Annotated in this window: 26 protein-coding genes and 1 riboswitch; of the genes, 7 read left to right on the plus strand and 19 right to left on the minus strand. The window is 74.7% G+C overall.

Annotation, left to right across the window (positions count from 1 at the left end):
- Positions 1-26: 26 nt before the first annotated feature.
- Positions 27-767 (minus strand): TIGR03943 family protein, encoded by a 741-nt coding sequence (locus AB0G08_RS22380; protein ID WP_358091115.1) that lies wholly within the window; start codon positions 765-767, stop codon positions 27-29.
- A complete protein-coding gene (locus AB0G08_RS22385; protein ID WP_358091183.1) occupies positions 764-1,765 on the minus strand; it encodes a permease in 1,002 nt (333 codons plus the stop codon). The genes AB0G08_RS22380 and AB0G08_RS22385 overlap by 4 nt, the downstream gene beginning before the upstream one ends.
- A gap of 201 nt (positions 1,766-1,966) precedes the next feature.
- A riboswitch (TPP riboswitch) is annotated at positions 1,967-2,072 on the plus strand.
- 72 nt (positions 2,073-2,144) lie between these two features.
- Between AB0G08_RS22385 and AB0G08_RS22390 the strand changes: the two genes are divergently transcribed.
- From AB0G08_RS22390 to AB0G08_RS22400, 3 genes are all read left to right on the plus strand, one after another.
- The gene (locus AB0G08_RS22390) at positions 2,145-2,738 is read left to right on the plus strand and encodes an ECF transporter S component (protein WP_358091117.1); all 594 of its coding nucleotides are present in this window, start codon (positions 2,145-2,147) and stop codon (positions 2,736-2,738) included.
- A 109-nt stretch (positions 2,739-2,847) separates the two neighbouring features.
- Positions 2,848-4,263, plus strand: a complete 1,416-nt coding sequence (locus tag AB0G08_RS22395; protein WP_358091119.1) for an ABC transporter ATP-binding protein — start codon at positions 2,848-2,850, stop codon at positions 4,261-4,263.
- Positions 4,264-4,395: 132 nt separating this feature from the next.
- On the plus strand, positions 4,396-5,196 hold the full coding sequence (locus AB0G08_RS22400) for an energy-coupling factor transporter transmembrane component T (protein WP_358091121.1): 801 nt from the start codon (positions 4,396-4,398) through the stop codon (positions 5,194-5,196).
- 107 nt (positions 5,197-5,303) lie between these two features.
- Here the strand turns inward: AB0G08_RS22400 and AB0G08_RS22405 are convergent, their stop codons facing one another.
- The gene (locus AB0G08_RS22405; protein ID WP_357577595.1) at positions 5,304-5,540 is read right to left on the minus strand and encodes a hypothetical protein; all 237 of its coding nucleotides are present in this window, start codon (positions 5,538-5,540) and stop codon (positions 5,304-5,306) included.
- A gap of 457 nt (positions 5,541-5,997) precedes the next feature.
- Between AB0G08_RS22405 and gndA the strand changes: the two genes are divergently transcribed.
- On the plus strand, positions 5,998-7,440 hold the full coding sequence (gndA, locus tag AB0G08_RS22410; RefSeq protein ID WP_358091123.1) for an NADP-dependent phosphogluconate dehydrogenase: 1,443 nt from the start codon (positions 5,998-6,000) through the stop codon (positions 7,438-7,440).
- 145 nt (positions 7,441-7,585) lie between these two features.
- Here gndA and AB0G08_RS22415 read toward each other — a convergent pair whose 3' ends face one another.
- From AB0G08_RS22415 to recO, 4 genes are all read right to left on the minus strand, one after another.
- Entirely contained in the window at positions 7,586-7,834 is a 249-nt protein-coding gene (locus AB0G08_RS22415) for a thioredoxin reductase (protein WP_358091125.1), read from the minus strand.
- Between the two features lie 206 nt (positions 7,835-8,040).
- The gene (locus AB0G08_RS22420; protein WP_311413809.1) at positions 8,041-8,226 is read right to left on the minus strand and encodes a hypothetical protein; all 186 of its coding nucleotides are present in this window, start codon (positions 8,224-8,226) and stop codon (positions 8,041-8,043) included.
- Between the two features lie 64 nt (positions 8,227-8,290).
- A complete protein-coding gene (locus tag AB0G08_RS22425; RefSeq protein WP_358091185.1) occupies positions 8,291-9,070 on the minus strand; it encodes an isoprenyl transferase in 780 nt (259 codons plus the stop codon).
- A gap of 32 nt (positions 9,071-9,102) precedes the next feature.
- Positions 9,103-9,945, minus strand: a complete 843-nt coding sequence (gene recO / locus AB0G08_RS22430; RefSeq protein ID WP_358091127.1) for a DNA repair protein RecO — start codon at positions 9,943-9,945, stop codon at positions 9,103-9,105.
- Between the two features lie 100 nt (positions 9,946-10,045).
- Here recO and AB0G08_RS22435 point away from each other — a divergent pair, with 100 nt between their 5' ends.
- On the plus strand, positions 10,046-10,876 hold the full coding sequence (locus AB0G08_RS22435; protein WP_358091129.1) for a DUF4097 family beta strand repeat-containing protein: 831 nt from the start codon (positions 10,046-10,048) through the stop codon (positions 10,874-10,876).
- Here the strand turns inward: AB0G08_RS22435 and AB0G08_RS22440 are convergent.
- The 8 genes from AB0G08_RS22440 to AB0G08_RS22475 all read right to left on the minus strand — a co-directional run bounded on the left by AB0G08_RS22440 (position 10,863) and on the right by AB0G08_RS22475 (position 18,410).
- Positions 10,863-12,077: an acyltransferase family protein gene (locus tag AB0G08_RS22440; RefSeq protein WP_358091131.1), complete on the minus strand. Its 1,215-nt coding sequence runs from the start codon at positions 12,075-12,077 to the stop codon at positions 10,863-10,865. The two genes, AB0G08_RS22435 and AB0G08_RS22440, sit on opposite strands and share 14 nt — an antisense overlap.
- Before the next feature lie 178 nt (positions 12,078-12,255).
- Complete coding sequence (gene era, locus AB0G08_RS22445; protein WP_358091133.1) at positions 12,256-13,152, minus strand: GTPase Era; 897 nt, start codon at positions 13,150-13,152, stop codon at positions 12,256-12,258.
- Positions 13,149-13,535, minus strand: coding sequence for a cytidine deaminase (locus AB0G08_RS22450; protein ID WP_357871933.1), 387 nt, complete (start codon positions 13,533-13,535; stop codon positions 13,149-13,151). The genes era and AB0G08_RS22450 overlap by 4 nt, the downstream gene beginning before the upstream one ends.
- Complete coding sequence (locus tag AB0G08_RS22455) at positions 13,528-14,940, minus strand: hemolysin family protein (protein WP_358091187.1); 1,413 nt, start codon at positions 14,938-14,940, stop codon at positions 13,528-13,530. Before AB0G08_RS22455 ends, AB0G08_RS22450 begins: the two co-directional genes overlap by 8 nt.
- Positions 14,916-15,389, minus strand: coding sequence for an rRNA maturation RNase YbeY (ybeY, locus tag AB0G08_RS22460; protein ID WP_132240405.1), 474 nt, complete (start codon positions 15,387-15,389; stop codon positions 14,916-14,918). The genes AB0G08_RS22455 and ybeY overlap by 25 nt, the downstream gene beginning before the upstream one ends.
- Positions 15,390-15,404: 15 nt before the next feature.
- Positions 15,405-16,460: a PhoH family protein gene (locus AB0G08_RS22465; RefSeq protein ID WP_358091135.1), complete on the minus strand. Its 1,056-nt coding sequence runs from the start codon at positions 16,458-16,460 to the stop codon at positions 15,405-15,407.
- Positions 16,461-16,677: 217 nt separating this feature from the next.
- Complete coding sequence (locus AB0G08_RS22470) at positions 16,678-18,054, minus strand: serine hydrolase domain-containing protein (protein ID WP_358091137.1); 1,377 nt, start codon at positions 18,052-18,054, stop codon at positions 16,678-16,680.
- Positions 18,051-18,410, minus strand: a complete 360-nt coding sequence (locus tag AB0G08_RS22475; RefSeq protein ID WP_357871942.1) for a histidine triad nucleotide-binding protein — start codon at positions 18,408-18,410, stop codon at positions 18,051-18,053. The genes AB0G08_RS22470 and AB0G08_RS22475 overlap by 4 nt, the downstream gene beginning before the upstream one ends.
- 96 nt (positions 18,411-18,506) lie before the next feature.
- On the opposite strand from AB0G08_RS22475, the gene AB0G08_RS22480 reads away from it, so the two are divergent.
- Complete coding sequence (locus AB0G08_RS22480; RefSeq protein WP_358091139.1) at positions 18,507-19,268, plus strand: SDR family oxidoreductase; 762 nt, start codon at positions 18,507-18,509, stop codon at positions 19,266-19,268.
- A 187-nt stretch (positions 19,269-19,455) separates the two neighbouring features.
- On the opposite strand, the gene AB0G08_RS22485 is transcribed toward AB0G08_RS22480, so the two are convergent.
- The 3 genes from AB0G08_RS22485 to hrcA all read right to left on the minus strand — a co-directional run bounded on the left by AB0G08_RS22485 (position 19,456) and on the right by hrcA (position 22,612).
- On the minus strand, positions 19,456-20,190 hold the full coding sequence (locus tag AB0G08_RS22485; RefSeq protein WP_358091141.1) for a 16S rRNA (uracil(1498)-N(3))-methyltransferase: 735 nt from the start codon (positions 20,188-20,190) through the stop codon (positions 19,456-19,458).
- 180 nt (positions 20,191-20,370) lie between these two features.
- The gene (gene dnaJ, locus AB0G08_RS22490; RefSeq protein WP_192581261.1) at positions 20,371-21,516 is read right to left on the minus strand and encodes a molecular chaperone DnaJ; all 1,146 of its coding nucleotides are present in this window, start codon (positions 21,514-21,516) and stop codon (positions 20,371-20,373) included.
- A 73-nt stretch (positions 21,517-21,589) separates the two neighbouring features.
- Positions 21,590-22,612: a heat-inducible transcriptional repressor HrcA gene (gene hrcA, locus AB0G08_RS22495; RefSeq protein ID WP_101412363.1), complete on the minus strand. Its 1,023-nt coding sequence runs from the start codon at positions 22,610-22,612 to the stop codon at positions 21,590-21,592.
- A gap of 242 nt (positions 22,613-22,854) precedes the next feature.
- Here hrcA and AB0G08_RS22500 point away from each other — a divergent pair, with 242 nt between their 5' ends.
- Positions 22,855-23,532: a DUF4870 domain-containing protein gene (locus tag AB0G08_RS22500; protein WP_358091143.1), complete on the plus strand. Its 678-nt coding sequence runs from the start codon at positions 22,855-22,857 to the stop codon at positions 23,530-23,532.
- A 40-nt stretch (positions 23,533-23,572) separates the two neighbouring features.
- Here the strand turns inward: AB0G08_RS22500 and hemW are convergent, their stop codons facing one another.
- Positions 23,573-24,796 (minus strand): radical SAM family heme chaperone HemW, encoded by a 1,224-nt coding sequence (gene hemW, locus AB0G08_RS22505; RefSeq protein WP_358091145.1) that lies wholly within the window; start codon positions 24,794-24,796, stop codon positions 23,573-23,575.
- Between the last annotated feature and the right edge of the window lie 19 nt (positions 24,797-24,815).

A 24,815-nucleotide genomic window follows, 5' to 3' on the forward strand; every position in this document is an offset into this window, starting at 1 on the left:
GTGAGCCTACCCACGGTGGGCGCGGGTCACTCGTACTGTTGCCGGGGTGGGGGCACCTGCCGCCAGGACTCCACGTCCAGGTAGGGGATCTCGGCGTCGTTGACCGGGTCCCGGGCGATCCGGTCGCTGTAGCGGCCGGTCACCTCGATCCAGGTGTCGTCGGCGAGCCGGTCGGGGGCCGCGCCGGTCAGGCCCAGCTTCACCGGCCGCCCGTCGGCGGCGCAGCAGGAGAGCACCATCCGGGCCAGCAGCGGCCGGCCGTCGGGGCCGGTGGTGACGAAGCCGGTCAGTTGGACCCGGCGGTCGCCGATCGAGGCGCCCCGGTCGAACAGCGCCCGGGAGGCGTAGTCGAGCACGGCCACCCGCACCGGGTCGCCGTCGGGCAGCGGCGGGTAGTCGGACGGCTGCTGGCGGGTGGAGACGGCGGTGCCGGCCTGGCCGGCCGCGTACGAGCCCAGGGCCGGCGGGGCGACCAGCAGCAGGCCCAGCACGGGCAGGATCAGCAACCAGCCGACCCGCGGCTCGTGGTGGTCGTGCGCGTCGTCGTGGTCTGGTGCGTCGTGCTGGTCGGCGGGCGTGCGCCGCAGGATGGGGCGCAGCTCGTAGAAGAGGGTCATGACCGCGGCGGCCACCAGCAGCAGGCCGGCGGCGATCAGGAAGGGCCGCAGCCCTTCCTTGACGTAGCGCAGGTGCAGGTCGGTGAGGCTGGCCCGGACCACCGCGCCCCCGAGCAGCAGCAGGACGACCGCCTGCGCCTGCCGGTTCACAGCAGCACCGCCCCGGTCGCGGCGGCCACCGCGACGGCCACCGCGAAGGTGGTCGGGGCGAACCGCAGCGCGAACCGCCGGCCGAAGACTCCGGCCTGCATCGAGATGAGCTTGAGGTCGACCATCGGCCCCACCACCAGGAAGACCAGTCGGGAGGTCAGCGAGAACTGCGACAGCGAGGCGGCGACGAAGGCGTCCGCCTCGGAGCAGAGCGAGAGCAGCACCGCGAGCCCCGCCAGCGCGAGCACCGAGAGCACGGGTTCGTCGGCGAGGGTCTGCAACCAGCGCTCCGGCACGACGACGTTGATCGTGGCCGCCGCCGCGGCGCCGATCACCAGGAACCCGCCGGCGTGTGTGACGTCGTGCCGGACCGCCCCCCAGAACGCCCGCCCGCGCGAGCTGTCGTCCAGCTCCGGGCGGCGCGGCAGCCGGATCCAGTCGGCCCGGCCGAGGCGCAGCCACAGCCAGCCCATGACCATCGCGACGACCAGGCTCGCGACGGCCCGGCCGAGGACCATCGCCGGGTCTTCGGGGAAGGCCACCGCGGTGGCGGTGAGCACGATCGGGTTGATCGCCGGGGCGGCGAGCAGGAACGCCAGGGCGGCGGCGGGGGTGACCCCGCGCCGGATCAGCGAGCCGGCGATCGGCACGGCCCCGCACTCGCAGCCGGGCAGCACCACGCCGGCCGCGCTGGCCACCGGCACCGCGAGCGCGGGATGGCGCGGCAGCGCCCGGGCCCAGAACGACCGGGGCACGAAGACCGCGATCACCGCGGAGAGCAGCACCCCGAAGACCAGGAACGGCACCGCCTGCACCATGACCGAGACGAAGACGGTGGTCCAGGTCTGCAACCGGGGCGCGGAGAGGGCGCGGGCGAGCGGCTCGCGGAAGACGATCAGCAGGATCAGCAGGCCGGCGAGCACCTCCACCGACCCGATCCGCCGCTCCGGGCGGCGGGGCGCCGCCGGCGTCTTTTCGCGTACGCCCGGGGCGGCCACGCCCACCGCGCCCGGGTGCGGCCCGTCCGGCGCGCGGCGGTCAGCCTCGGATGTCACGTACGTGTCCCTCTGCCGGTTCTCCAGTGGCCGTCCGAGAGTACCGGGGCGAAATCGACCGCGTCGATCGAACGCGCTGGTGAGCTGCGGAAAGATCACTTTGCCCGATGATCTTCAAAGGTGTTAGCGTCGGCGCGACAACTTCACATCCGACAGGGGAGCGCACAGCGCTGAGAGTGCGGGCACCGCCCGCAGACCCTCGAACCTGATCTGGGTAATGCCAGCGCAGGGAGTTCGGTCGACCTCCAGCCGCGTCGACGTCCGGCACATCCGGGCGCGGCGTGCGTCTTCTCCTGGTTCTCGTTCGGGACTGGGAGCAATCATGCGAGACAACAACACCACCACCCGGTGGCGCACCGTCGACGTCGTCGTCGCCGCGGTGATCGCGGTGGCCTTCGGCGTCATCTTCTGGGCCTGGGGCCTGCTGTGGCGGGCCGTCGACCCGGCGTTCGCGTTCTTCCCCGCCGGCCAGGCGATCATGTACGGCGTGTGGCTGGTCCCGGCCGTCCTCGGCGGCCTGGTGATCCGCAAGCCCGGCGCGGCGCTCTTCTGCGAGGCGGTGGCGGCGACGGTCTCCGCGCTGCTCGGCTCGGAGTGGGGCGGCGTCACCATCGTCCAGGGCCTGATCCAGGGGCTCGGCGCCGAGCTGGCCTTCGCCGCGTTCCGCTACCGCTCGTTCCGGCTGCCCACCGCGCTGCTCGCCGGCGCGCTGACCGGCCTCGGCGCGGCGCTGTTCGACTTCTTCGTCTGGAACAGCGAGTACGCCCTGGGCAGCTACCGGATCCCGTACGCCCTGCTCACCATCGTCAGCGCCACCGTCGTCGCCGGTGCCGGCGGCTGGGCCCTGACCCGCGCCCTGGCCACCACGGGCGCCCTGGACCGGTTCCCCGCCGCCCGCGACCGCGCCCCGATCTGACCCGCACCACGGAATCGGGGCCGATCATGAGGTTGACGGCGACGTGGATCTCCGTGGGCGCCGCCAACCTCATGATCGGCGCCCGCGGGCGGGCCCGAAGGGGGGCGCGGTGGGGGCGGTGACGCTGCGGGGGTTCGGGTGGCGGCACGCCGGGCGGCGGGCGTGGGCCGTACGCGGGGTGGACCTGCGCGTCGAGGCCGGCGAGCGGGTGCTGCTGCTGGGACCCTCCGGGGCCGGCAAGAGCACCCTGCTCGCCGCGCTGGCCGGGCTGCTGCCCGAGGACTCGGGCGAGCAGGAGGGCACCGTCGAGATCGACGGGCTCGACCCCCGCAAGGGCCGGGAGCGGGTGGGCATCGTCTTCCAGGACCCGCAGACCCAGCTCGTGATGGCCCGCAGCGGCGACGACGTGGCGTTCGGGCTGGAGAACCGGGGGGTCCCCGCCGGGGAGATCTGGCCCCGCGTCGACGAGGCGCTGACCCGGGTCGGCTTCCCGTACCCCCGGGACCGCCCCACCGCCGCGCTCTCCGGCGGCGAGCAGCAACGGCTCGCCCTGGCCGGGGTGCTGGCGCTGCGGCCCGGGTTGCTGCTGCTCGACGAGCCGACCGCCAACCTCGACCCGACCGGCGCGGCGCTGATCCGGGCGGCGGTGGCCGGCGCGCTGGACGCCGACACCACGCTGATCCTGGTCGAGCACCGGGTCGCCGAGGCGCTGCCCCTGGTCGACCGGGTGGTCGTGCTCGAACCCGGCGGCGGCGTCCGCGCCGACGGCACGCCCGAGGCGGTCTTCGGCACGCACGGCGACGCGCTCGCCGACGAGGGCGTCTGGGTGCCCGGCCGCCCGGTACCGCCCCGCCACGCGACCGCGCCGGCCGGCGACGTGCTGCTCACCGCCGACCGGCTCGCCCTGCCGCCCCGGCTGGCCGCCGTCGACCTGGCGGTACGCGCCGGCGAGGCGCTCGCCGTCCTCGGGCCCAACGGGGCCGGCAAGTCGACCCTCGCCCTGCTGCTCGGTGGCCTGCTCAAGCCCGGAGCCGGCCGGGTCGCGGCGACGACGGCACTGGCCGGCGACGACGCCCGCACTCCCCCGCACCGCTGGCGCGCCCCGGCGCTGGCCCGCCGGGTCGGCTCGGTCTTCCAGGACCCGGAGCACCAGTTCGTCACCAACACCGTCTTCGACGAGCTGGCGCTCGGCCCGCGCCGCACCGGCCAGCCCGAGGCGGCGGTCCGGTCCATCGTGGACGGACTGTTGTCCCGGCTGCGGCTGACGAAGCTCGCGGCGGCCAACCCGTACACCCTCTCCGGCGGGGAGGCGCGGCGGCTGAGCGTCGCGACCGCCCTGGCCACCGCGCCCCGCCTGCTCGTCTGCGACGAACCGACCTTCGGCCAGGACCGGCGCACCTGGCTGGAGCTGGTGGACCTCTTCGCCGAGCTGCGCGACGCCGGGCACGGCCTGGTCGCCGTGACCCACGATGCGGAGTTCGTCGCCGCCCTGGCAGACCGCCGCCTCACCCTGGAGCGGGCGTGACCAGCCCCGACCGGACCGCCGCACCGGTCACCCAGCCGGATCGCCGCCTCACCCTGGAGCGCCCGTGACCAGCCCCGACCGGACCGCCGCACCGGTCACCCAGCCGGGCCGCCGCCTCACCCGGGAGCGGGCGTGATCAGTTTCGAGCCCGTCGCCGCGCCGGAGGCGCCGCTGGCCCGGCGCAACCCGGTGGCCAAGCTCGCCGCGGCGCTGGTGTTCTCGTTCATCCTGATCGCCACCCTGGACCCGGTGGCCCCGGCCATCGCGATCGCCGTCGAACTGGCCGTGCTGCCGCTGTTCGGGGTCCGCCTCCGGGTGTTGGCGCGGCGGGCCTGGCCGCTGCTCGTCGGCGCGGTCGGCGTGGTGGTGACGCTGGTGCTCTTCGCGGCCGAGCGCTCCGGCCGGGTGCTGGTCGAGGCCGGCCCGGCGGTGGTCACCTCCGGGGTGCTGCTCACCGCGCTCGGCCTGGTGCTGCGCATGTTCGCGGTCGCGCTGCCCGGCGTGATCGTCTTCGCCACCACGGACCCGACGGACCTGGCGGACGCGCTGATCCAGAACGCGAAGGCGCCGGCCCGGTTCGCCATCGGGGCGCTGGCCGCGTTCCGGCTCGTGCCGCTGCTGGGGCAGGAGTGGCAGATGATCTCCATGGCCCGCCGCGCGCGGGGGGTCGAGGCCGGCCGCAACCCGCTGGCGCAGCTGCGGCTGTTCGTGTCGACGGCCTTCGCGCTGCTGGTCGGGGCGATCCGCCGGGGCACCCGGCTGGCCGTGGCGATGGACGCCCGGGGCTTCGACGCCGGGACCCCGCGCACCGTCGCCCGGCGACAGCACTTCGTGGTCGCCGACGGCCTGCTGATCATCGGCGCGGCGGTGCTCGCCGGGGCCGCGCTGACCGTGAGCGTGCTGCTCGGCACCTTCCGCCCGTTGATCGGCTGACGCCGCCCGTCGACGGGCTGACGTAGCCCGTCGAGCGGCGGACGGGCCGGGCAGCGGACGGGCCGGGTGGAGTCGCCGGTGACGACGGCTCCACCCGGCCGGCGCCGTCAGCTGCGCCGGAAGGCGTACCGGCGGGCCTGCCCGGCCTTCTGGCCGCGCAGCGCGCCGGAACGCCCGGCGCCGGAGACCGGCGGACCGGCCTTCGGCGCCGCCGGCCGGTCGACCGGCAGCGCCGGCACGACCGGCGCGACCGCCACCTCGTCGAGGTTGACCGGCGTCAGGTCCGCGACGGACGGCGTGGGGACGGTGGTACGGGACTTCTTCGGGTTGCGCCTGGCGGGCATCCGGTGCCTCCTCGGGTCTGCGGGCCCTTCCGCACCGGAGCGACGTCCGGTGAGCTGGCCCGCCTCGTTCGGCGACCGTCGCGCGACGGTCGGGCGGGATCGGGACTGCTGCCCGGGATCGGCCACGAGGAACACCGCCGCCTCGACGGCAGGTGCGGAATGCGGACGCCCGGGAGCACGCGGACCCGCGGCGATGCGGCGGCGGGTCGGCTCGGAGGTGGGGCGTCAGTTGCGCATGCCCACACGGTAGCCGCCCGACCGGTCGCGCGCAGCCGAATTACCGGCGGGGTCGGCGGCGGGCCGGTCGCGCTGCGCGGAGGCCGCCCGGCGGCGGATCGTCGGCCAGCCCCGCGCCCCTCGGGCCACCACCCGGTGACAGGCTGCCCGACACGGCCTCCGGGGCGCCCCGCCCGCGATACGGTCGCCGCGACAGGTCTCGACGGCGGAGGGCGGGCGGATGGCCGGGCGGGCGACGGCGCGGATCGGCGTGACCGGGCTGGCGGTGATGGGTCGGAACCTGGCCCGGAACCTGGCCCGCAACGGCTTCGCCGTGGCGGTGCACAACCGCTCGGCGGAGCGCACCCGCAGCCTCCTCGCGGAGCACGGCGACGAGGGGACCTTCCTGCCCGCCGAGTCGATGGCCGACTTCGTCGCGTCGCTGGAGCGCCCCCGGGCGGTCATCGTGATGGTCAAGGCGGGCAAGCCCACCGACGCCGTGGTCGACGAGCTGGTCCCGCTGCTCGACGCCGGCGACATCGTCGTGGACTGCGGCAACGCGCACTTCGCCGACACCCGCCGGCGGGAGGAGGCGCTGCGCGCCCACGGCCTGCACTTCGTCGGCACCGGCGTCTCCGGCGGCGAGGAGGGCGCCCTGCGCGGCCCGAGCATCATGCCGGGCGGGTCCGCGGAGTCGTACCGCACGCTCGGGCCGATCTTCGAACAGATCGCCGCCCAGGTGGACGGGGTGCCGTGCTGCCGGCACATCGGGCCGGACGGCGCCGGGCACTTCGTCAAGATGGTGCACAACGGCATCGAGTACGCCGACATGCAGCTCATCGCCGAGGCGTACGACCTGCTGCGGGCCGGGCTGGGCGCGGAGCCGGCGGAGGTCGCGGAGATCTTCCGCGGGTGGAACTCCGGCGAGCTGGAGTCCTTCCTGATCGAGATCACCGCGGACGTGCTGGCACACACCGACGCGGCCACCGGGCGGGCGTTCGTGGACGTCGTGCTGGACCGCGCCGAGCAGAAGGGCACCGGCCGCTGGACGGTGCAGAGCGCGCTCGACCTGGGCATCCCCATCACCGGTATCGCCGAGGCGACCTTCGCCCGGTCGCTGTCCGGGCACGCCGACCAGCGCGAGGCGGCCCGCCGGGCGTTCCCGGACGCGGGCGCGACCTGGCGGGTCGAGGACTCCGACGCCTTCGTCGAGGACGTCCGCCGCGCCCTGCTCGCCTCGAAGATCGTCGCGTACGCGCAGGGCTTCGACCACATCCGGGCCGGCTCCCGGGAGTACGACTGGGGGATCGACCTGGGCGGCACCGCGACGATCTGGCGGGGCGGCTGCATCATCAGGGCCCGCTTCCTCGACCGGATCCGCCAGGCGTACGACGAGCGGCCCGACCTGCCGACGCTGCTGGTGGCGCCGTGGTTCGCGGACACCGTGAACGACGGCGTGCCGAGCTGGCGGCGGGTGGTGGCCGAGGCGGCCCGGGCCGGGGTGCCCGCGCCCGCGTTCGCCTCGTCGCTGGCGTACTTCGACGCGCTGCGCGCGCAGCGGCTGCCCGCCGCCCTGGTCCAGGCGCTGCGGGACAACTTCGGGGCGCACACCTACCAGCGCGTGGACCGCGAGGGCACCTTCCACACCCGCTGGTCCGCCGACCGCGCCGAGATCGAGGCCTGACCCCGCCCGCTCCCGTGGGCGTCAGGCGACGGCGGGGGGCACCTGCCGGGCAGGGCTCGCGACCGGCGAGGGGGCGGTCACCACACCATCGGTCGTCGCTCGGACCCGGCCGCCGCGTTCTCGGGTCCGACCGGCGCGGGGGCCGTCACCAGGCACGCTGCCCGGTCTCCGTGGGGGCCCAGGTGAGTGCGGGATCGCCGCTGGCCAGCTCGCCGATCTCCCCGGAGCGCGGCTGCGTCGCGTGGCCGAGTTCCCGGCAGTGCTGCTCGGCGATCCCGGCACAGATCTCCGCCACCTGCGCGCGGACCGGGTCACCGAGGTCGACGGCGTCCAACGCCGCGACCATCCTGTCCCGCAGTTCCCGCATCCCCACCCCCGAGACTCGCCGCGCCACCCGGGACCACCGCCCCCCTCGACCCTAACCACCCCACCCCTGACCCACCCCCCGAAACCCCGAACCCCCGACCCGCAAGTCGATCATGCACTTCCGGTGGGCGGAACGCCCCGGTACGGGGCTTTCGCGGGGCACCACGACTGCATGATCGGCGAGCGGGTCGGGGGTCGGGGCAAGGCAGGTCAGGTCACGGCCAGGTGAGTCGGTCAGAAGAAGCGGCGACGCTTGGCCTTCTGCGGGCGGAGCATGTCGGCGCCCTTGGTGAGCAGGCGGCTCACCCCGGTCGGGCCACGGCGGGCCTCCAGGGTGTGGCTGAGCCGGCGCGCGCCCGCCGCCGCCAACGGCACGGCGACGGCCATCATCGCCCACTGGGCAATTCGCTTCTGGATCATGTGGGTTCACCTCCGTCGGTGGCTGCTGACCACCGTGGTACCCCGTACGACCGGGCGGTAAGCCTCAGGCGGGCGGCGGGGCGACCGGGTTGGGCAGCGCGCCGCCGAAGCGCCGGTCCCGCTGGGCGTACAGCTCGCAGGCGTACCAGAGGTGGCGGCGGTCGAAGTCGGGCCAGAGCGTGTCGAGGAAGATCAGCTCGGCGTACGCGGTCTGCCAGAGCAGGAAGTTCGAGATCCGCTCCTCGCCGGAGGGCCGCAGGAACAGGTCCACCTCGGGGATCTCCGGGTGGTAGAGGTACTTCGCGACGGTCTTCTCGGTGACCTTCTCCGGGTCCAGCCGGCCCGCCGCGACGTCGCGGGCGATGGCGGCGGCGGCGTCGGCGATCTCGGCCTGACCGCCGTAGTTGACGCAGAACTGGAGGGTCAGCGTCGAGTTGCCCCGGGACATCTCCTCCGCCGTCTGCAACTCGGAGATGACGCTCTTCCAGAGCCGGCCGGCCCGGCCGGACCAGACCACCCGCACCCCGAGATCGACCAGCTGGTCGCGGCGGCGGCGGATGACGTCCCGGTTGAAGCCCATCAGGAACCGGACCTCGTCCGGCGAGCGCCGCCAGTTCTCGGTGGAGAAGGCGTACGCCGACAGGTAGGGGATGCCCAGCTCGATGGCGCCCTCGACGGTGTCGAAGAGGGAGAACTCCCCCGCCTCGTGGCCCTTGGTGCGGGGCAGCCCGCGCTCCTTGGCCCACCGGCCGTTGCCGTCCATCACCACGGCGACGTGCTTCGGCACCGCGTCGGCGGGCAGCGCCGGCGGCCGGGCGCCCGACGGGTGCGGTGTCGGCGGCACCGGCTCGCGACGCCCGGCCCTGAACGATCGGATCACTCGGTCCTCCCACTGCTCGCGCCGTCCGCACCGGTCCCGACGCCACCCGGCGGCGGGACCGGGCCGGTCGCCGGGGCGCCCCGGTCGACCAGCGGCAGCGAGCGTAGCGCGCGCTCCAGGTGCCACTGCAGGTGCGCCGCGACCAGGCCGCTGCACTCCCGGCGTACGCCGGTCTCGGTGGCGTCGGCGATCCCCCAGTCGCCGCTGGTCAGCGCGGACATCAGGTCGATGGTGGCCGGGGCGGGGTGGGCCGCGCCGGGCGGCCGGCAGTCCGGGCAGACCGCGCCGCCGGCCGGTACGGAGAACGCCCGGTGCCGCCCCGGCGTGCCGCAGACGGCGCAGGCGATCAGCGCCGGCGCCCAGCCGGCCAGCGTCATGCCGCGCAGCAGGTACGCGTCGAGCACCAGCGTGGTGGCGTGGCTGCCCTCGGCGAGCGCCCGCAGCGCGCCCAGGGTGAGCTGGAACAGCCGCAGCGACGGCTCCCGCTCGACGGGGGTGAGCCGCTCGGCGGTCTCGGCGATCGCGCTGGCGGCCGTGTAGCGCGAATAGTCGCCGAGGAACCGCTTGCCGTAGAGGTCGATGCCCTCGACCTGGCTGACCGTGTGCAGCGAGCTGCCGTGGTTGCCCTTCGGGTCGCCGGCGAGCTGGAGGTCGACGTGACCGAACGGCTCCAGCCGGGCGCCGAACTTGCTGGTGGTGCGGCGGACTCCCCGGGCCACCGCGCGCAGCCGGCCGTGCCGGCGGGTGAGCAGGGTGATGATCCGGTCGGACTCGCCGAGCTTCTGCACGCGCAGGACCACCGCGTCGTCGCGGTAGAGCTGTCGGCGGTACCCGGCCATCGGACCATTCTCTCTCGGGGTGCGGAATCAGGGTCAGCTCGGGGTGTCCGCGCGCGGAACCCCGATGCGTGGGGCGGGCCGCGCCTCGTAGCGTGCTCGCATGGCTCTGCACCGCACCGCCGCCGCGCTCGCTGCGGCCACCACCCTGATCGTCTCCGCCGGGTGCGACAACCTGTCGTTCCGCCGGCTCGACTACGACAACACCGAGGCGGTCCGGATCAGCAGCATCCGGGTGCTCCCGGGGGCCGGCGACGTGACCGTCCGCGCCATCGGCGCGCAGGACGAGGTGCGGATCAAGCGGGTGGTGCGCTACCAGGGCGGCCAGCCCGACACGACGTACGAGATCAAGGGTGCCGAGCTGGTGCTGGACACCGACTGCGGCTCCCGGTGCACCGTCTCCTACGAGGTCACCGCCCCGGACGGGGTGAGCGTGAAGGGCGAGACCGGCTCCGGTGACGTCGACCTGAGCAGGGTGGGCCCGGTGGAGATGCGGCTCGGCTCCGGCAACATCCGGGTGACCGCGTCCAGCGGCCCCGTCCGCGCCGAGACCGGCTCGGGCAACATCCAGGTGTCCGGCGCCGGTGGCCCCGTCCGCGCGGAGGCCGGCTCCGGCAACGTCGAGGTCGCCGAGGTCGCGGCGGCGGTCACGCTGCGCACCTCCTCCGGCGACATCACCGCGCACCGCCTCGACGGCGGGGTGGACGCCGAGGCCGGCTCCGGTGACGTCACCGTCGACCTCACGACGCCCGCCTCGGCGCGGGTGCACGCCTCCAGCGGGAACGTCGAGCTGGTCGTACCGCCGGGCCGCTACCGGGTCCGCTCCAGCACCGACAGCGGCGACGCCGAGCTGGGCGTCACCGACGACCCGTCCGCCACGCTGGTGCTGGACCTCTCCACCGGCAGCGGCAACGTGACGGTCACCCAGCGCTGATCTCGACGGTCTCCGGTTCCCGGGCGACCCGGGGCGCCGGCACCACGGCCCGCCCCGTGGCCGGGCCGCCGACCCTCCGGCCGGCGGCCGCGCGGACGGTGGCCGGGCCGTCGACCGTCCCGCCGGCGGCGGGCGCGCGGGCGGTGGCCGGGCCGCCCAGCTTCCCGCCGGCGGCCGGGCGCGCGGTGGCCGGGCGGGGGCGGGCGCGGCCGGGGACCAGCTCCGGCGGTCTGCGGGCCGCCACGTCCTCGACCCAGCCGACCAGGGCGGTCACCGCCGCGACCAGCGCGAAGACCAGCGCCACCCGGATCGCCAGGCCGAGCGGGTCCTGATGCGACCAGCCCACCACGTCGACCAGCGGGGTGAGCGCCACCACGAACGGCATGTGCCACAGGTAGACGGTGAGCGCCCGCCGGTTGAACACGGTCACCACCCGGCCGAACGCGGCGCTGCGGTCCACCCAGGACGCGCTCGCCGGCCCCCGGCCGAGCAGCACGAGGACGAAGGCCGCCGACCAGAGGGCGTTGCCCAGGGGGTTGTCATTCAGGTCGTACCCGCGCGGCCCGGGGTGGGTGACGATCCAGGCCGCGCCGGCGGCGGCGAGGGCCAGCGCGAGCGGCACCAGCACCCGGTTGGCCAGGCGGCGCAGCATGCCGGCCTGGTGGGCGAAGCCGAGCAGCCACGCTCCGAAGTAGAGCCCGAACTGGTGCAGCGCCACCGGCAGCGCCGGGAGCAGGCCCAGTTCGGCCGCCGCGAGCAGGGCGTACGGGGCGATCAGGGTGGGCACCGGGGCGCGCCGGAACAGCCAGAGGGCCACCGGCGAGGCGAGCACGAACCAGAGGTAGTCGCGCAGGTACCAGATCACGCTGAGCGCGATCGCGCCCCAGCCGTTGGCCGGCGGGTCGGCGATCGGAAAGAGCCAGAGCAGCACCTTCGGGCTCAGCGGCAGCCCGGTGAGCAGCATGGCGGGCACGAAGACGGCGGCGAGCACCCAGAGCGACGGCAGCAGGCGCCGCAACCGACGGACGACCGCCTGGGGCCCCCACCGGTGCAGTGAGGCCGCCATCAGCGAGCCGGCGAGCGCGAACATCACCGACATCGCCGGGAAGACGAGGGTCAGCGTGGCCCAACCGGTGACGTGGTAGACGACGACTCGAACGATGGCCAGGAAGCGGAGCAGGTCCAGGTATCGGTTTCGCATCAGCCTGCATCTATGTCCGGGGATACGGGGGCTGTTCTACCCCTACCCTCCGGGGCGTGCGCGGCAAACGACAAACACCCCACCCGGAACGTGACATCCTCCATACGCCCGACCGGGAACGATCACCCCAACCGGGGCCACGCCGGTGCCGGGACGCGCCTGCGCCCCGGCACCGGCGTCAGAAGCCCAGCTTGCGCAGCTGCTTCGGATCCCGCTGCCAGTCCTTGGCCACCCGGACGTGCAGGTCGAGGTAGACCCGGGTGCCGAGCAGCTCCTCGATCTGGCGGCGGGCGGTGGTGCCGACGTGCTTGAGGCGGCTGGCCCGGTGGCCGATCACGATCGCCTTCTGGCTTGGCCGCTCGACGTAGACGTCGGCGTAGATCCTCATGAGCTGGCCCTCGGGCACCATCTCCTCGACGACCACCGCGATGGAGTGCGGCAGCTCGTCGCGGACGCCCTCCAGGGCGGCCTCCCGGATCAGCTCGGCGACCAGCACCTGCTCCGGGTCGTCGGTGAGCATGTCGTCCGGGTAGAGCTGCGGCGACTCGGGCAGGTAGCCGGTCATCACGTCGACCAGGACGTCGACCTGGTGCCCGGAGACCGCGCTGACCGGCACCACCTCGGCGAACTCGCCCAGCTCGCTGACCGCGAGCAGTTGCTCGGCCAGCCGCTTGCGGTCCACCAGGTCGGTCTTCGTGACCACGGCCAGCACGGTGGCCTTCAGCTCGGCCAGCTCGCCGGTGATGAACCGGTCGCCCCGCCCGATCGGCTCGTCCGCCGGAATGCAGAGGCCGATCACGTCGACCTCGCTCCAGGTCTGCCGGACCAGGTCGTTGAGGCGCTCGCCGAGCAGCGTACGGGGGCGGTGCAGACCCGGGGTGTCGACCAGCACCAGCTGGGACTCCGGGCGGTGCAGGACGGCCCGGATGATGTGCCTGGTCGTCTGGGGCTTGTTCGAGGTGATGGCGATCTTCTGCCCGACGATCGCGTTGGTCAGCGTCGACTTGCCGGCGTTCGGCCGGCCGACGAAACAGGCGAATCCGGCGCGGTAGGGGCGCGGCTGGAGATCGCTCACTCCACCACCGTGCCCAGGACGGCCCCGTCCGGGGCGGCCACGTGGATCGGCGCGTCCGCGGCGAGGTCCCGTACCGCGGCGTGCCCGGCGCCGTCCAGCGTCGACGCCTCGGTCACCACCACGGCGGCCTCCAGCCGGGTCGCGCCGGCCGCCACCGCCGAGGCCACCGCGAGCTGGAGCGCGGTGATCGTCAACGAGGGCAACGAGACGCTCGCCGCGGCGTACGTCCGGCCGTCCTGGTCGCGGACCGCCGCGCCCTCCACGGCGCCCACCCGGCCACGCGCGCCCCGCGCCAGGACGACCAGCTTGCCGTCCTCGGCGCTCAGCTCGACCGGGTCGGACGGGGTGGGCCGGGCGGCCGGTACGGCGGGTGACTCAGGCATCGGCGGGTTGCCTCTCCTCGGATCGGTTCGTGTCGTCCCGGGGCTCGGCGTGCTCGCCGCGGCCCGGGCCGTTCTGTGTGTCGGTCGACTCCGCGCGGTTCACCAGCACGGTGTCGATCCGGTTGCGTCGGCCGGTGGTGCCCTCGGCGACCAACTGGAGCCCGGCGACCTCGACCTGTGCCCCGGGGATCGGGACCCGGCCCAGGGACTGGGCCAGCAGGCCGCCGACGGTCTCCACCTCGTCGGTGGGAAGGTCGGTGTCGAACAGCTCGCCCAGGTCCTCCACCGGGAGCCGCGCGGTCACCCGCACCGCCCCGTCGTCGAGGTGCTCGACCGGCGGGCGCTCGACATCGTACTCGTCGGTGATCTCTCCGACGATCTCCTCCAAGATGTCCTCGATGGTGACCAGCCCGCCGGTGCCGCCGTACTCGTCGACGACGATGACCAGGTGGTTGCGGGCGGCCTGCATCTCCGAGAGCAGGTCGTCGACCGGCTTGGACTCCGGCACGAAGGTGGCGGGGCGCATCAGCTCGGCGACCGGGAGCTGCCGGTCCTCCGGGGCGCCGCCCTGGGTCCGCCGGATCAGGTCCTTGAGGTAGAGCACGCCGAGCACGTCGTCGACGCTCTCGCCGATGACCGGGATCCGGGAGAAGCCGGAGCGCAGGAAGAGCGCCAGCGCCTGGGAGAGCGTCTTGCGTTCCTCTATCCACACCATCTCGGTACGCGGCACCATCACCTCGCGGGCGATCGTGTCGCCGAGCGCGAAGACCGAGTGGATCATCTGCCGCTCGCCGTGCTCCACGACACCGCGCTGCTCGGCCAGGTCGACCAGCTCGCGCAGCTCCACCTGGGTGGCGAACGGCCCCTCCCGGAAGCCCCGGCCCGGCGTGACCGCGTTGCCGATCAGGATCAGCAGCGAGGCGAGCGGGTTGAGCGCCCGGCCCAGCCAGCGGACCAGCGGGGCGACGGACCGCCCGACCACGTACGCGTGCTGCCGGCCGATGGTGCGGGGACCGACCCCGACCACCACGAAGCTGATCACGGTCATCGCCCCGGCGGTGACCAGCGCCGCGCGCCAGCCCGCGCCGAAGGTGTCCACCGCGACCAGCGCCACCAGGGTGGTGGCGGTCAGCTCGGCGAGCAGCCGCAACAGCAGGAGCAGGTTGAGGTGGCGGACCACGTCCCCGGCGACGGCCTGGAGCGTCCGGGCGCCCCGCACGCCGTCGCGGGCCAGCTCGGCGGCGCGGGCGGGCGAGACCGCGGCGAGCGCCGCCTCGGTCATGGCGATCAGGCCGGCCAGCACCACCAGGCCGGCCGCGGAGACCAGCAGTTGCAGGTCGGGCAGGCCGGTGGCGCCGGCCGCCAGTGTCGGGGTGGTCATCACCGGGACCGGGTCGACCGCCAGCTCGCCAGCAGCCGGGCCTGGAGGGCGAACATCTCCCGCTCCTCCTCCGGCTCGGCGTGGTCGTAGCCGAGCAGGTGCAGCACGCCGTGCACGGTGAGCAGGTGCAGCTCGTCGGCGGCGGCGTGGCCGGCGGTGGCCGCCTGCTTGGCCGCCACCTCCGGGCAGAGCACGATGTCGCCGAGCAGCGCGGGCTCGCCGCCGGCCGCGGACGTCTCGCCGGGCCCGTGGTCGACGCTGCCCTCGTCCATGGGGAAGGCCAGCACGTCGGTCGGGCCGTCGCCGCCCATCCACCGGTGGTTGAGCTCGGTCATGTAGTCGATGTCGACCAGCAGCACGGAGAGCTCGGCGAGGGGGTTGACCCCCATCTCGTCGAGGGCGTGCCGGGCGACGGCGAGCACGGCGTCGGTGTCGACGTCGACACCCGACTCGTTGGCGATCTCGATGGACAACAGTCTTCCCTCGGTCTAGCGGCGCCGGCCGGCCCGGCCGCCCTGGGCGGACCGCCCCGGCACGGCGTGCACGCTCTGCGCCTGCTGGTTCTCCCGCTCGTCCCAGCGGGCGTACGCGTCGACGATCTCCCCGACCAGCCGGTGGCGGACCACGTCGGAGCTGGAGAGCTCGGCGAAGTGCACGTCCTCGACGTTCTCCAGGATCTCCCGGACCACCCGCAGGCCGCTGGTCGTGCCGCCGGGGAGGTCCACCTGGGTGACGTCACCGGTGACGACGATCTTGGAATTGAAGCCGAGCCGGGTGAGGAACATCTTCATCTGCTCGGGCGTGGTGTTCTGTGCCTCGTCGAGGATGATGAACGCGTCGTTGAGGGTACGCCCCCGCATGTACGCCAGCGGCGCGACCTCGATCGTGCCCGCCGCCATCAGCTTGGGGATGGTGTCCGGGTCGAGCATGTCGTGCAGCGCGTCGTAGAGCGGGCGCAGGTAGGGGTCGATCTTCTCGTTGAGCGTGCCGGGCAGGAAGCCGAGCCGCTCCCCCGCCTCGACCGCCGGCCGGGTCAGGATGATCCGGTTGACCTGCTTGGCCTGCAACGCCTGGACGGCCTTCGCCATCGCCAGGTAGGTCTTGCCGGTGCCGGCGGGGCCGATGCCGAAGACGATGGTGTGCGCGTCGATCGCGTCGACGTAGCGCTTCTGCCCCAGCGTCTTGGGACGGATGGTGCGGCCGCGCCGGGAGAGGATGTTGAGCGTCAGGACCTCGGCGGGCCGCTCGGCGCCGCCCTGCTCGAGCATGCCGACGGTACGCCGGACGGCGTCAGTGGTCAGGGTCTCGCCTTTCTCGATGAGCTCGAGCAGCTCGCTGAAGATCCGCTCGGCGAGGGCGTTGTCGGCGGGGGCGCCGGTGATGGTGATCTCGTTGCCCCGGACGTGCACGTCGCTGTCGACCGAGCGCTCGACCAGTCGCAGGATCTCGTCACCCGCGCCGAGCAGGTTGACCATGATCTTGGAGTCCGGGACGGTGATCCTGGTCTGCACCCGGGGCGGGCCGGGAGGTGGGGTGCCGGTCATAGGTCGGGCCGAGGGGCCCTGCGCCACCTGCTCTCGATCTCGGCGCCGGGCCTGCTGGCGCGGCGCGCTGACGTTCCTGCCATCTTATCTTTCCAACAGCGGTGACACCCTGCCCATTTCCGCGCCTGCGGCACGAGCGGACCGGACGGGGCGGGTCGGACGGGAGCGGACCGGACGGGACGGCGCCTCGGCCGCGGCCCGTCCGGTCGCGCGCCCGTCAGGAGCCGGCTCGGAAGTCGTACCGCTCGAAGGTCTCCTGGTGCCGGGTGAACCGGTAGGTCGCCCAGTGCATCCGCACCACCGTGCCGTGCTCGTCGCGGGTCAGCCGGAGCAACTCCCCCGCCTCCCGGCCGGAGACCGTGCGGAACACGTCCGGCCGGTCCGGCAGCGGGACGAAGACCGAGGGGGGCTTGCCCGCCGGATCGTCGGCGCCCCGGGCCCGCAGCTCGCCGTCGTGCCAGGAGAAGACGTACTCGAAACCCTCTCCCCACCAGCGGCCGAGCAGTCCGCGTACGCCCTCGGGGGCGGGCGGGCCCGGCTGCCACGGCGCGATGTCGGCCGGGTCGTGCTCGACCGCGGCGGCCAGCAGCCGGTGCGGCAGGTCGAGGAGATCGCCGGCGGTGCCGGAGGAGCCCAGCACCGCGACCCCCATCGCGCCGGGAGTGCCCTCCCCGCCCCGCCGGCCGTAGACGCCGGCCAGGAATCCGGGCATCGCGCCGTCGTGGCCGACGTGCATGATCCGCTTGCCCTGCGGCACCAGGATCAGCCCCAGCCCGAAGCCGCCGGCCCAGAGCGTCTCGTCGGTGACCGTCGCCGGCCAGCGCATCTCGTCCAGCGTGGCCGGGGCGAGCACGGTGCCGGCCGGGTCCAGCGCCGCCGGATCGGCGAGGAAGGCCGCCCAGCGGGCCATGTCGGAGGCGGTGCTCCAGAGCTGCGCCGCCGGGCCGACCGCCCCGAAGTCGGTCGGCGGCTCGGGGTGCGCCTCGTCGGAGTAGGCGTCGACCAGGAAGCCGGTCGCGGCGTGCAGCCCGGGCGTCACCGAGGTCTCGGCCAGCCCCAGCGGGGTCAGCACCCGCTCGGCGAGCGCCTCCGCCCAGGTGCCGCCCCGCAGGTGGCCGACGAGCCGGCCGAGCAGCGCCATGCCGAGGTTCGAGTAGTGGTAGCGGCGGCCCGGGGGCAGCACCCGCTCGGCCCGGGCCAGGTCGGCCACCAGCCCGTCGACGTCCGGCGCGCGCAGGGTGTCCCAGACGTCGCCGTACGGCTCGCGTTGCAGGCCGGCGGTGTGCGACAGCAGCCGGCGCACCGTCAGCTCGCCGTGGGCCGGCAGGTCCAGGTGCCGGCCCAGCGGGTCGTCGAGGTCGAGCAGGCCGTCGTCGCGGCACTGGAGCGTCAGCACGGCGGTGAACGTCTTCGTGACCGACCCGATCCGGAACCGGGTGCCCGGCCCCAGCTCGGTGTCGTTGCCGGTCCCACCCACGGCGCACGTCCAGAGCGGCCGGTCCGCCCGGTGCAGGGCCGCCGACACCGCCGGCACCCGGGCCTGCGCCTGGACCGTGCGCACCAGCCGGGACAGGCGGTCGTCGACCGCCGTCACGCGAGGTTCCGGGCCAGCATCGGGCCGAGCGGCGCCCCGCCGAGCACGTGCGCGTGCACGTGGAAGACCTCCTGGCCGCCGTACGCGCCGGTGTTGAACATCAGCCGGAAGCCGTCGCCGAGCAGCCCCTCGTCCTCGGCCACCGCGGCGGCCGTGGCGAGCACCTCCCCGGCCAGCGCCGGGTCGCCCTGGGCGAGCGTCGCCACGTCGGCGTAGTGCTCCTTCGGGATGACCAGCACGTGCACCGGCGCCTTCGGGCCGATGTCGCGGAAGGCGAGCGTGGTGGCGGTTTCCCGGACGATCGTGGCCGGGATCTCCCCGGCGACGATCCGGCAGAACAGGCAGTCGGTTCCCATCGGGGCAGTGTAAGGAGGGGCACCTCGTCGACGCCTGCCGTGCGGGAGGGGACCCTTCCCCGCGAAGGGGCGGTACGGCCGGGCATGATGGCCGGCGTGACTTCACGGGCGGTACTGGTGACGGGGGCCTCGCGCGGCATCGGGCGGGCGGTGGCGACCGCGTTCGCGGCCGGCGGCGACCGGGTGGCGATCCACCACCGGGACTCGGCGGAGCTGGCGGAGCGGCTGCGCGTCGAACTGCCCGGCGAGGGGCACGTGGTGGTCCGCGCCGACCTGACCGACCCGGACGCCGTACGGGCGATGGTCGACGAGGCGGCCGGGCTGCTCGGCGGGCTGGACGTGCTGGTCAACAACGCCGGGGTGTACGGCGAGCGGGACGCCCCGCACCCGGTCTTCGGCGCCTCCTACGAGCAGTGGCGCGCGCGGTGGCGGCTGGTGCTGGAGACCAACCTGACCGGCGCGGGCAACGTCATCTGGTGCGCCGCGCAGCACATGCGCGACCGGGGCGGCCGGATCGTCAACGTCTCCTCCCGGGGCGCCTTCCGGGGCGAGCCGGAGCAGCCGGCGTACGGGGTTAGCAAGGCGGGGCTGAACGCGTTGGGGCAGTCGCTGGCGGTGGCCCTCGCCCCGTACGGCATCGCGATCGCCACGGTCGCCCCGGGCTTCGTGGAGACGGACATGACCACCGGGCACCTGAGCGGGGACCGGGGCGCCGCGATCCGGGCGCAGAGCCCGTTCAACCGGGTGGCCCGCCCCGAGGAGATCGCCGCCGCCGTGCACTGGCTCGCCTCCCCACAGGCGGAGTGGGCCTCCGGCACCATCGTCGACCTCAACGGCGCCTCCTACCTCCGCAGCTGACCCCCCACCTCACTCCCCCGCCCCGCCCCCGCCACGCCGGTTTCGGCGATCATGCAGTTGTGGTGCCCCACAAAGACCGCGACAACGCACATTCCGCCCACCACAACTGCATGATCGACCGTGGGTGGACGGGCGGGGGCGGGGCGGGGGCGGGGCCGGGGCGGGCGGGGGTGTCAGGGTGGGCGGGTCACCAGTGGGCCAGGCGGGTGGCGAGGACGGAGAGGGCGGCCACGCCGGCGGTGGAGGTGCGCAGCACCGAGGGGCCCAGGCGGACCGGGCGGGCGCCGGCGGCCCGGAACGCGTCCAGCTCGGCGTCGGCGATGCCGCCCTCCGGGCCGACGACCAGCACGATCTCACCGGCGGCGGGCAGCTCGACGGTGGTCAGCCGCTCACTCGCCTCCTCGTGCAGGACGAACGCGGCGGCGGCACCGGCGATCCGGCGGGCCACCGTCGCGGTGGACTCGTCGGGGGCGCCGGCCACCACCGGCAGCCACGACCGGCGGGCCTGCTTCGCCGCCTCCCGGGCCGTGGCGACCCACTTCTCCCGCGCCCGTACGCCCCGGTCGCCGCGCCACTGGGTCACCGAGCGGGCGGCCGCCCAGGGCACGATCTCGTCCACCCCGACCTCGGTCATCGCCTGCACGGCCAGTTCGCCCCGGTCGCCCTTGGCGATGCCCTGCACCACCACGAGGCGCGGGACGGACGCGTCGACGTACCCCCGGGAGGTGACCTCCAGGTCGAGGGTGCCCCGGCCGACGGCCGTGACCACCGCGGACGCGGTGCCGCCCCGGCCGTCGGCGAGCAGCAGTTCCTCGCCGACGCGCAGCCGTTGCACGGTGGCGGCGTGGTGCCCCTCAGGACCGTCGAGGGTCAGCCGGTCGGCGGTGGGCAGCGGGTCGACCAGGAACAGCGGCGCGGACACGACGATCAGGCTAGCCGCCCCGGCGGGCGCCGGGGCGGTCAGGCCGGCGGAGCCGCCGCCCACCGGGTAGGTCGACGCGCACCCGACCGCCAGGCCGACCGGGCCGACGGGTCGGGGCGGGCCGACGGGTCAGACCGGGCCAGCGGGCGGGTCGCCGCGGCGGGCGGCGACCCGGGACCGTCAGGCGTGGCCGTTGAAGGCGTCGCGCATCCGGGAGAAGAAGCCGCCCTGCTTGGTGAGCTCGGCGACCTCCTCGCCCCGGGTCTTGGCGAAGTCGCGCAGCATCTTCTCCTGGTCGGCGTCGAGCTTGGTCGGCGTCCGCACGTCGAGGTGGACGTAGAGGTCACCCCGGCCGGTGCCGCGCAGGTGCGGCACGCCCCGGGCGCGCAGCCGCAGCGTGCTGCCCGGCTGGGTGCCGGCCTTGACGTCGACCGTCTCCTCGCTGTCCAGCGTCTTGATCGTCAGCCGGGTGCCGAGGGCCGCCGCGGTCATCGGCACCGTGACCCGGCAGTGCAGGTCGTCGCCCTTGCGGGAGTAGACGTCGTGCGGCCGCTCGTGGATCTCCACGTAGAGGTCGCCGGCCGTGCCGCCGCCCGGGCCGACCTCGCCCTGCTGGGCGAGCCGGATGCGCATGCCGTCCTCGACACCGGCCGGGATCTTCACGGTCAGCGAACGCCGGGTGCGGACGCGGCCGTCGCCGGCGCAGGTCGGGCACGGGTGCGGGATGGTGGTGCCGTAGCCCTGGCAGACCGTGCACGGCCGGGCGGAGACCACCTGACCGAGGAAGGTGCGCTGCACGGACTGCACCTCGCCCCGACCGGCGCACGCCTCGCAGGTGGCCAGGTGGGTGCCGGCCGCCGTGCCGGCGCCGGAGCAGGTGGTGCAGAGTACGGCGGTGTCGACGGTGATCGGCGCCTCGACGCCGAACGCGGTCTCGTGCAGGTCCAGCTCCAGCCGCAGGATCGCGTCGGCGCCGGGCCGGGTCCGCGGTCGCGGGCCCCGCGAGCCGCCGGCCGCGCCACCGAAGAACGCGTCCATGATGTCCTGGAAGCCGACGAACGGGCCGGCGCCGCCGGGGCCGCCCGGACCCCCCGCACCCCCGCCGCCGGGGGCGAGCGGGTCGCCGCCCAGGTCGACGATCTGCCGTTTCCGGTCGTCCGAGAGGACCTCGTACGCGGCGTTGATGTCCTTGAACTTCTCCTGTGCCTCCGGATCCGGATTCACGTCCGGGTGGAACTGTCGCGCCAGCTTGCGGTAGGCGCGCTTGATCTCGTCGTCGGAGGCTTCCCGGCTCACCCCGAGAATGCCGTAGTAGTCCCTGGCCACTGCGTTCCGTGTCCTCATGTTCGTCTCGCGTTGCGCCGGTCGGCGGCTGGAGCCGGCCGTCGGCCCTGACTGGTCAGTTCTGGGCCAGCAGCTCGCCCACGTAGCGTGCCACGGCCCGCACCGTGGCGATGGTGCCGGGGTAGTCCATCCGGGTCGGCCCGAGCACACCGAGGCCACCGACGCTGGTCGTGCCCGGCCCGTAGCCGGTGCTGACCACCGAGGCGGCGCGCAGGTTGTCGATCTCGTTCTCGTCGCCGATCAGGACCCGGGTCGTGCTCGGCTCCGCCTCGCCGATGAGCTTGAGCATGACGACCTCCTCCTCCAGCGCCTCCAGGATGGGGCGCAGGGAGCCCTGGAAGTCGAGCAGGCCGCCGCGGGTGAGGTTGGCCGTGCCGGCCAGCGCGATCCGCTCCTCGTGCCGCTCGATCAGCGTCTCCAGCAGCACGGTGGAGAGGGTGGTCATGGCCGGCCGCAGGTGCGGCACCGACTCCTCGACCAGCGCCTGCACCAGCGGCGGGGTCTCCGACAGCCGGGTGCCGACCAGCTTCTCGTTGACCAGCCGGCGCAGGTCCGTGACGTCGTCGGCGGGGATCGGCGCGGGCAGCTCGACGAGCCGCTGCTCGACCCGGCCGGTGTCGGCGATCATGACCAGCATCAGGCGGGTGGTGGAGATCGGCACCAGCTCCAGGTGACGCACCGAGGAGCGGGCCAGGCTCGGGTACTGCACGACGGCGACCTGCCGGGTGAGTTGCGCCAGCAGGCGGACGGTGCGGTGCACCACGTCGTCGAGGTCGACGGCGCCGACCAGGAAACGCTCGATCGCCCGGCGCTCGGCCGGGCTGAGCGGCTTCACCCGGGACAGCCGGTCCACGAAGAGCCGGTAGCCCCGGTCGGTGGGCACCCGGCCGGCACTGGTGTGCGGCTGGCGGATGTAGCCCTCCTCCTCCAGCACGGCCATGTCGTTGCGGACGGTCGCCGGTGAGACCCCCAGCTGGTGCCGCTCGACCAGCGCCTTGCTGCCGACGGGCTCCTGCGTGGCGACGTAGTCCTCGACGATCGCGCGCAGCACGGCGAGCTTGCGGTCGTCGAGACCCATCCTCCCCACCTCCTGTCGCACGTCGGCCCCGGCACGCGGGGGACCGGGCGGGCTGCTGGCACTCGACTGTAGCGAGTGCCAGTCTACGTCGGCGGGGCCGCCGACGCGATGATCGACCTGGGGCGATCAGTCCGATCGGCGACCGCACGGGCCGACCCGACGCCGCCGGGAACCGGCCATCCGGACATCCCGGCCGGTGTCACGCTGGTGCGGCCTTGCCGGCTGCCCCTACCGTGACCTCCATGACTGAACCACCTCGCCCTCCCGGAGCGGGGGACCCCGGCTTCCCGCCGGACCCGACCGCCCCGTCGGGGTTCCCCGGCCACGCCGGCTCCGGCGACCCCACCGCACCACTGTCCGGGGCGCCGGGCCCGGGCAGCCATCCTCCGCCTGGTGGCTATCCGCCGTCGGGCGGCTATCCCCCGCCCGGCGCCTACCCTCCACCCGGCGGCCAGGCCCCGCCCGGTGACTATCCCCCGCCCGGCGGCTTCCCTCCGCCCGGCGGCTACGGCCCGCCGGGGGCCGGCTACCCGGCCGGTGGCGGCTACGGACCGCCGACGGGCGGCTACGCCAGCAACGACGACAAGAACTGGGCCCTGATCGCCCACTTCGGCGGCGCGGTCGGCGTGATCGTCGGCGGCGGCCTGCTCGGCTGGCTGGCGCCGCTCATCGCGCTGATGGTGCGGGGGCAGCAGTCGCCGACCGCCCGGGCGCACGCCGTCGCGGCGCTGAACTTCCAGCTCACCTGGACGCTCGTCGGGGTGCTGAGCTGGGTGGTCACGCTGGTCACCTGCGGGGTGCTGTTCTTCGTCCCGATGCTCGTCTGGCTGGTGCCGCTGATCTTCGGCATCGTCGGCGGGGTCAAGGCCAACGAGGGCGTGCTCTACCGCTACCCGATGACCTACGGCTTCACCAGGTGACCCGGGTCGGCCGCTCCCCCGGCCGGCCCCGGCACGCGGTTCAGGGCAGCAGGTCACGGACGACCGCGTCGGCGAGCAGCCGGCCCCGCAGGGTCAGCACGGCCCGGCCGGCCGAGTGCTCGTCGGCGGCCAGCAGCCCGTCGGCGAGGGCCCGCGCGGCGCCGGCCCGGCCGGCGTCGTCGAGGGCGTCCAGGGGCAGCCCGGAGGCGAGGCGCAGCCGGAGCATGACGTCCTCCATGTGCGCCTCGTCGGCCGTGAGCACCTCGCGGGCCAGGCCGGGCGAGCCGCCCGCGGCCAGCCGCTTCGCGTACGTCGTGGGGTGCTTGACATTCCACCAGCGCACGCCGCCGACGTGGCTGTGCGCCCCCGGGCCGAGCCCCCACCAGTCGGCGCCCGTCCAGTAGAGCAGGTTGTGCCGGCACCGGGCCGCCTCGTCGCGGGCCCAGTTGGACACCTCGTACCAGGACAGACCGGCCGCGCCCAGGGCGGCCTCCGCGGCGAGGTAACGGTCCGCGGCGACGTCGTCGGAGGGGTACGGCAGCTCGCCGCGCCGCATCCGGGCGGCCAGCCGGGTGCCGTCCTCCACGATCAGGGCGTACGCGCTGACGTGGTCCACCCCGGCGGCGACGACCTGGTCGAGGGAGGCGGCGAAGTCCGCCTCGGTCTCCCCCGGCGTGCCGTAGATCAGGTCCAGGTTGACGTGGTCGAACCCGGCGTCGCGCGCCTCGCGGGCGGCGGCGACGGCCCGGCCGGCGCTGTGCGTGCGGTCGAGGATCGCCAGCACCCCCGGCGCGGCGGACTGCATGCCCAGCGAGATCCGGGTGTAGCCGGCGGCCCGCAGCGCCTTCAGCGACTCCGGCGTGACCGACTCCGGGTTGGCCTCGGTGGTCACCTCGGCGTCGGCCGCGAGCCCCCAGGTGCGGTCGATGCCGTCGAGGATCCGGGCCAGGTCGTCGGCGGGGAGCAGGGTCGGGGTGCCGCCGCCGACGAAGACCGTGTCGACGCGGGGCGGCGGGGCGTCACCCAGCACCCGGCGGGCGAGCGCCAGCTCGGCCAGCACGGTGTCGGCGTAGTCCTCCCGGCTCGCCCCGCCGCCCAACTCGGCGGCGGTGTACGTGTTGAAGTCGCAGTAGCCGCAGCGGCTGGCGCAGAACGGCACGTGCACGTACACGCCGAAGCCGCGCGCGCCGACGGCTCGGGTGGCGGTGGCGGGCAGCGAGCCGTCGACGGGGACGGTTTCGCCTTCTGGAAGGACGCCGGGCATGGCCACTAGTGTGCCCTTC

Source organism: Micromonospora sp. NPDC023644 (genome assembly GCF_040640115.1).
In the GTDB taxonomy this organism is placed as follows: domain Bacteria; phylum Actinomycetota; class Actinomycetes; order Mycobacteriales; family Micromonosporaceae; genus Micromonospora.

Bases quoted from the DNA above. Each gene is read 5' to 3' on its own strand.
- AB0G08_RS22390 (WP_358091117.1), top strand. From the start codon at position 2,145: ATGCGAGACAACAACACCACCACCCGGTGGCGCACCGTCGACGTCGTC.
- AB0G08_RS22405 (WP_357577595.1), bottom strand. From the start codon at position 5,540: ATGCCCGCCAGGCGCAACCCGAAGAAGTCCCGTACCACCGTCCCCACG.
- gndA (WP_358091123.1), top strand. From the start codon at position 5,998: ATGGCCGGGCGGGCGACGGCGCGGATCGGCGTGACCGGGCTGGCGGTG.
- AB0G08_RS22420 (WP_311413809.1), bottom strand. From the start codon at position 8,226: ATGATCCAGAAGCGAATTGCCCAGTGGGCGATGATGGCCGTCGCCGTG.
- recO (WP_358091127.1), bottom strand. From the start codon at position 9,945: ATGGCCGGGTACCGCCGACAGCTCTACCGCGACGACGCGGTGGTCCTG.
- AB0G08_RS22435 (WP_358091129.1), top strand. From the start codon at position 10,046: ATGGCTCTGCACCGCACCGCCGCCGCGCTCGCTGCGGCCACCACCCTG.
- AB0G08_RS22440 (WP_358091131.1), bottom strand. From the start codon at position 12,077: ATGCGAAACCGATACCTGGACCTGCTCCGCTTCCTGGCCATCGTTCGA.
- AB0G08_RS22450 (WP_357871933.1), bottom strand. From the start codon at position 13,535: ATGCCTGAGTCACCCGCCGTACCGGCCGCCCGGCCCACCCCGTCCGAC.
- AB0G08_RS22465 (WP_358091135.1), bottom strand. From the start codon at position 16,460: ATGACCGGCACCCCACCTCCCGGCCCGCCCCGGGTGCAGACCAGGATC.
- AB0G08_RS22475 (WP_357871942.1), bottom strand. From the start codon at position 18,410: ATGGGAACCGACTGCCTGTTCTGCCGGATCGTCGCCGGGGAGATCCCG.
- hrcA (WP_101412363.1), bottom strand. From the start codon at position 22,612: ATGGGTCTCGACGACCGCAAGCTCGCCGTGCTGCGCGCGATCGTCGAG.
- AB0G08_RS22500 (WP_358091143.1), top strand. From the start codon at position 22,855: ATGACTGAACCACCTCGCCCTCCCGGAGCGGGGGACCCCGGCTTCCCG.
- hemW (WP_358091145.1), bottom strand. From the start codon at position 24,796: ATGCCCGGCGTCCTTCCAGAAGGCGAAACCGTCCCCGTCGACGGCTCG.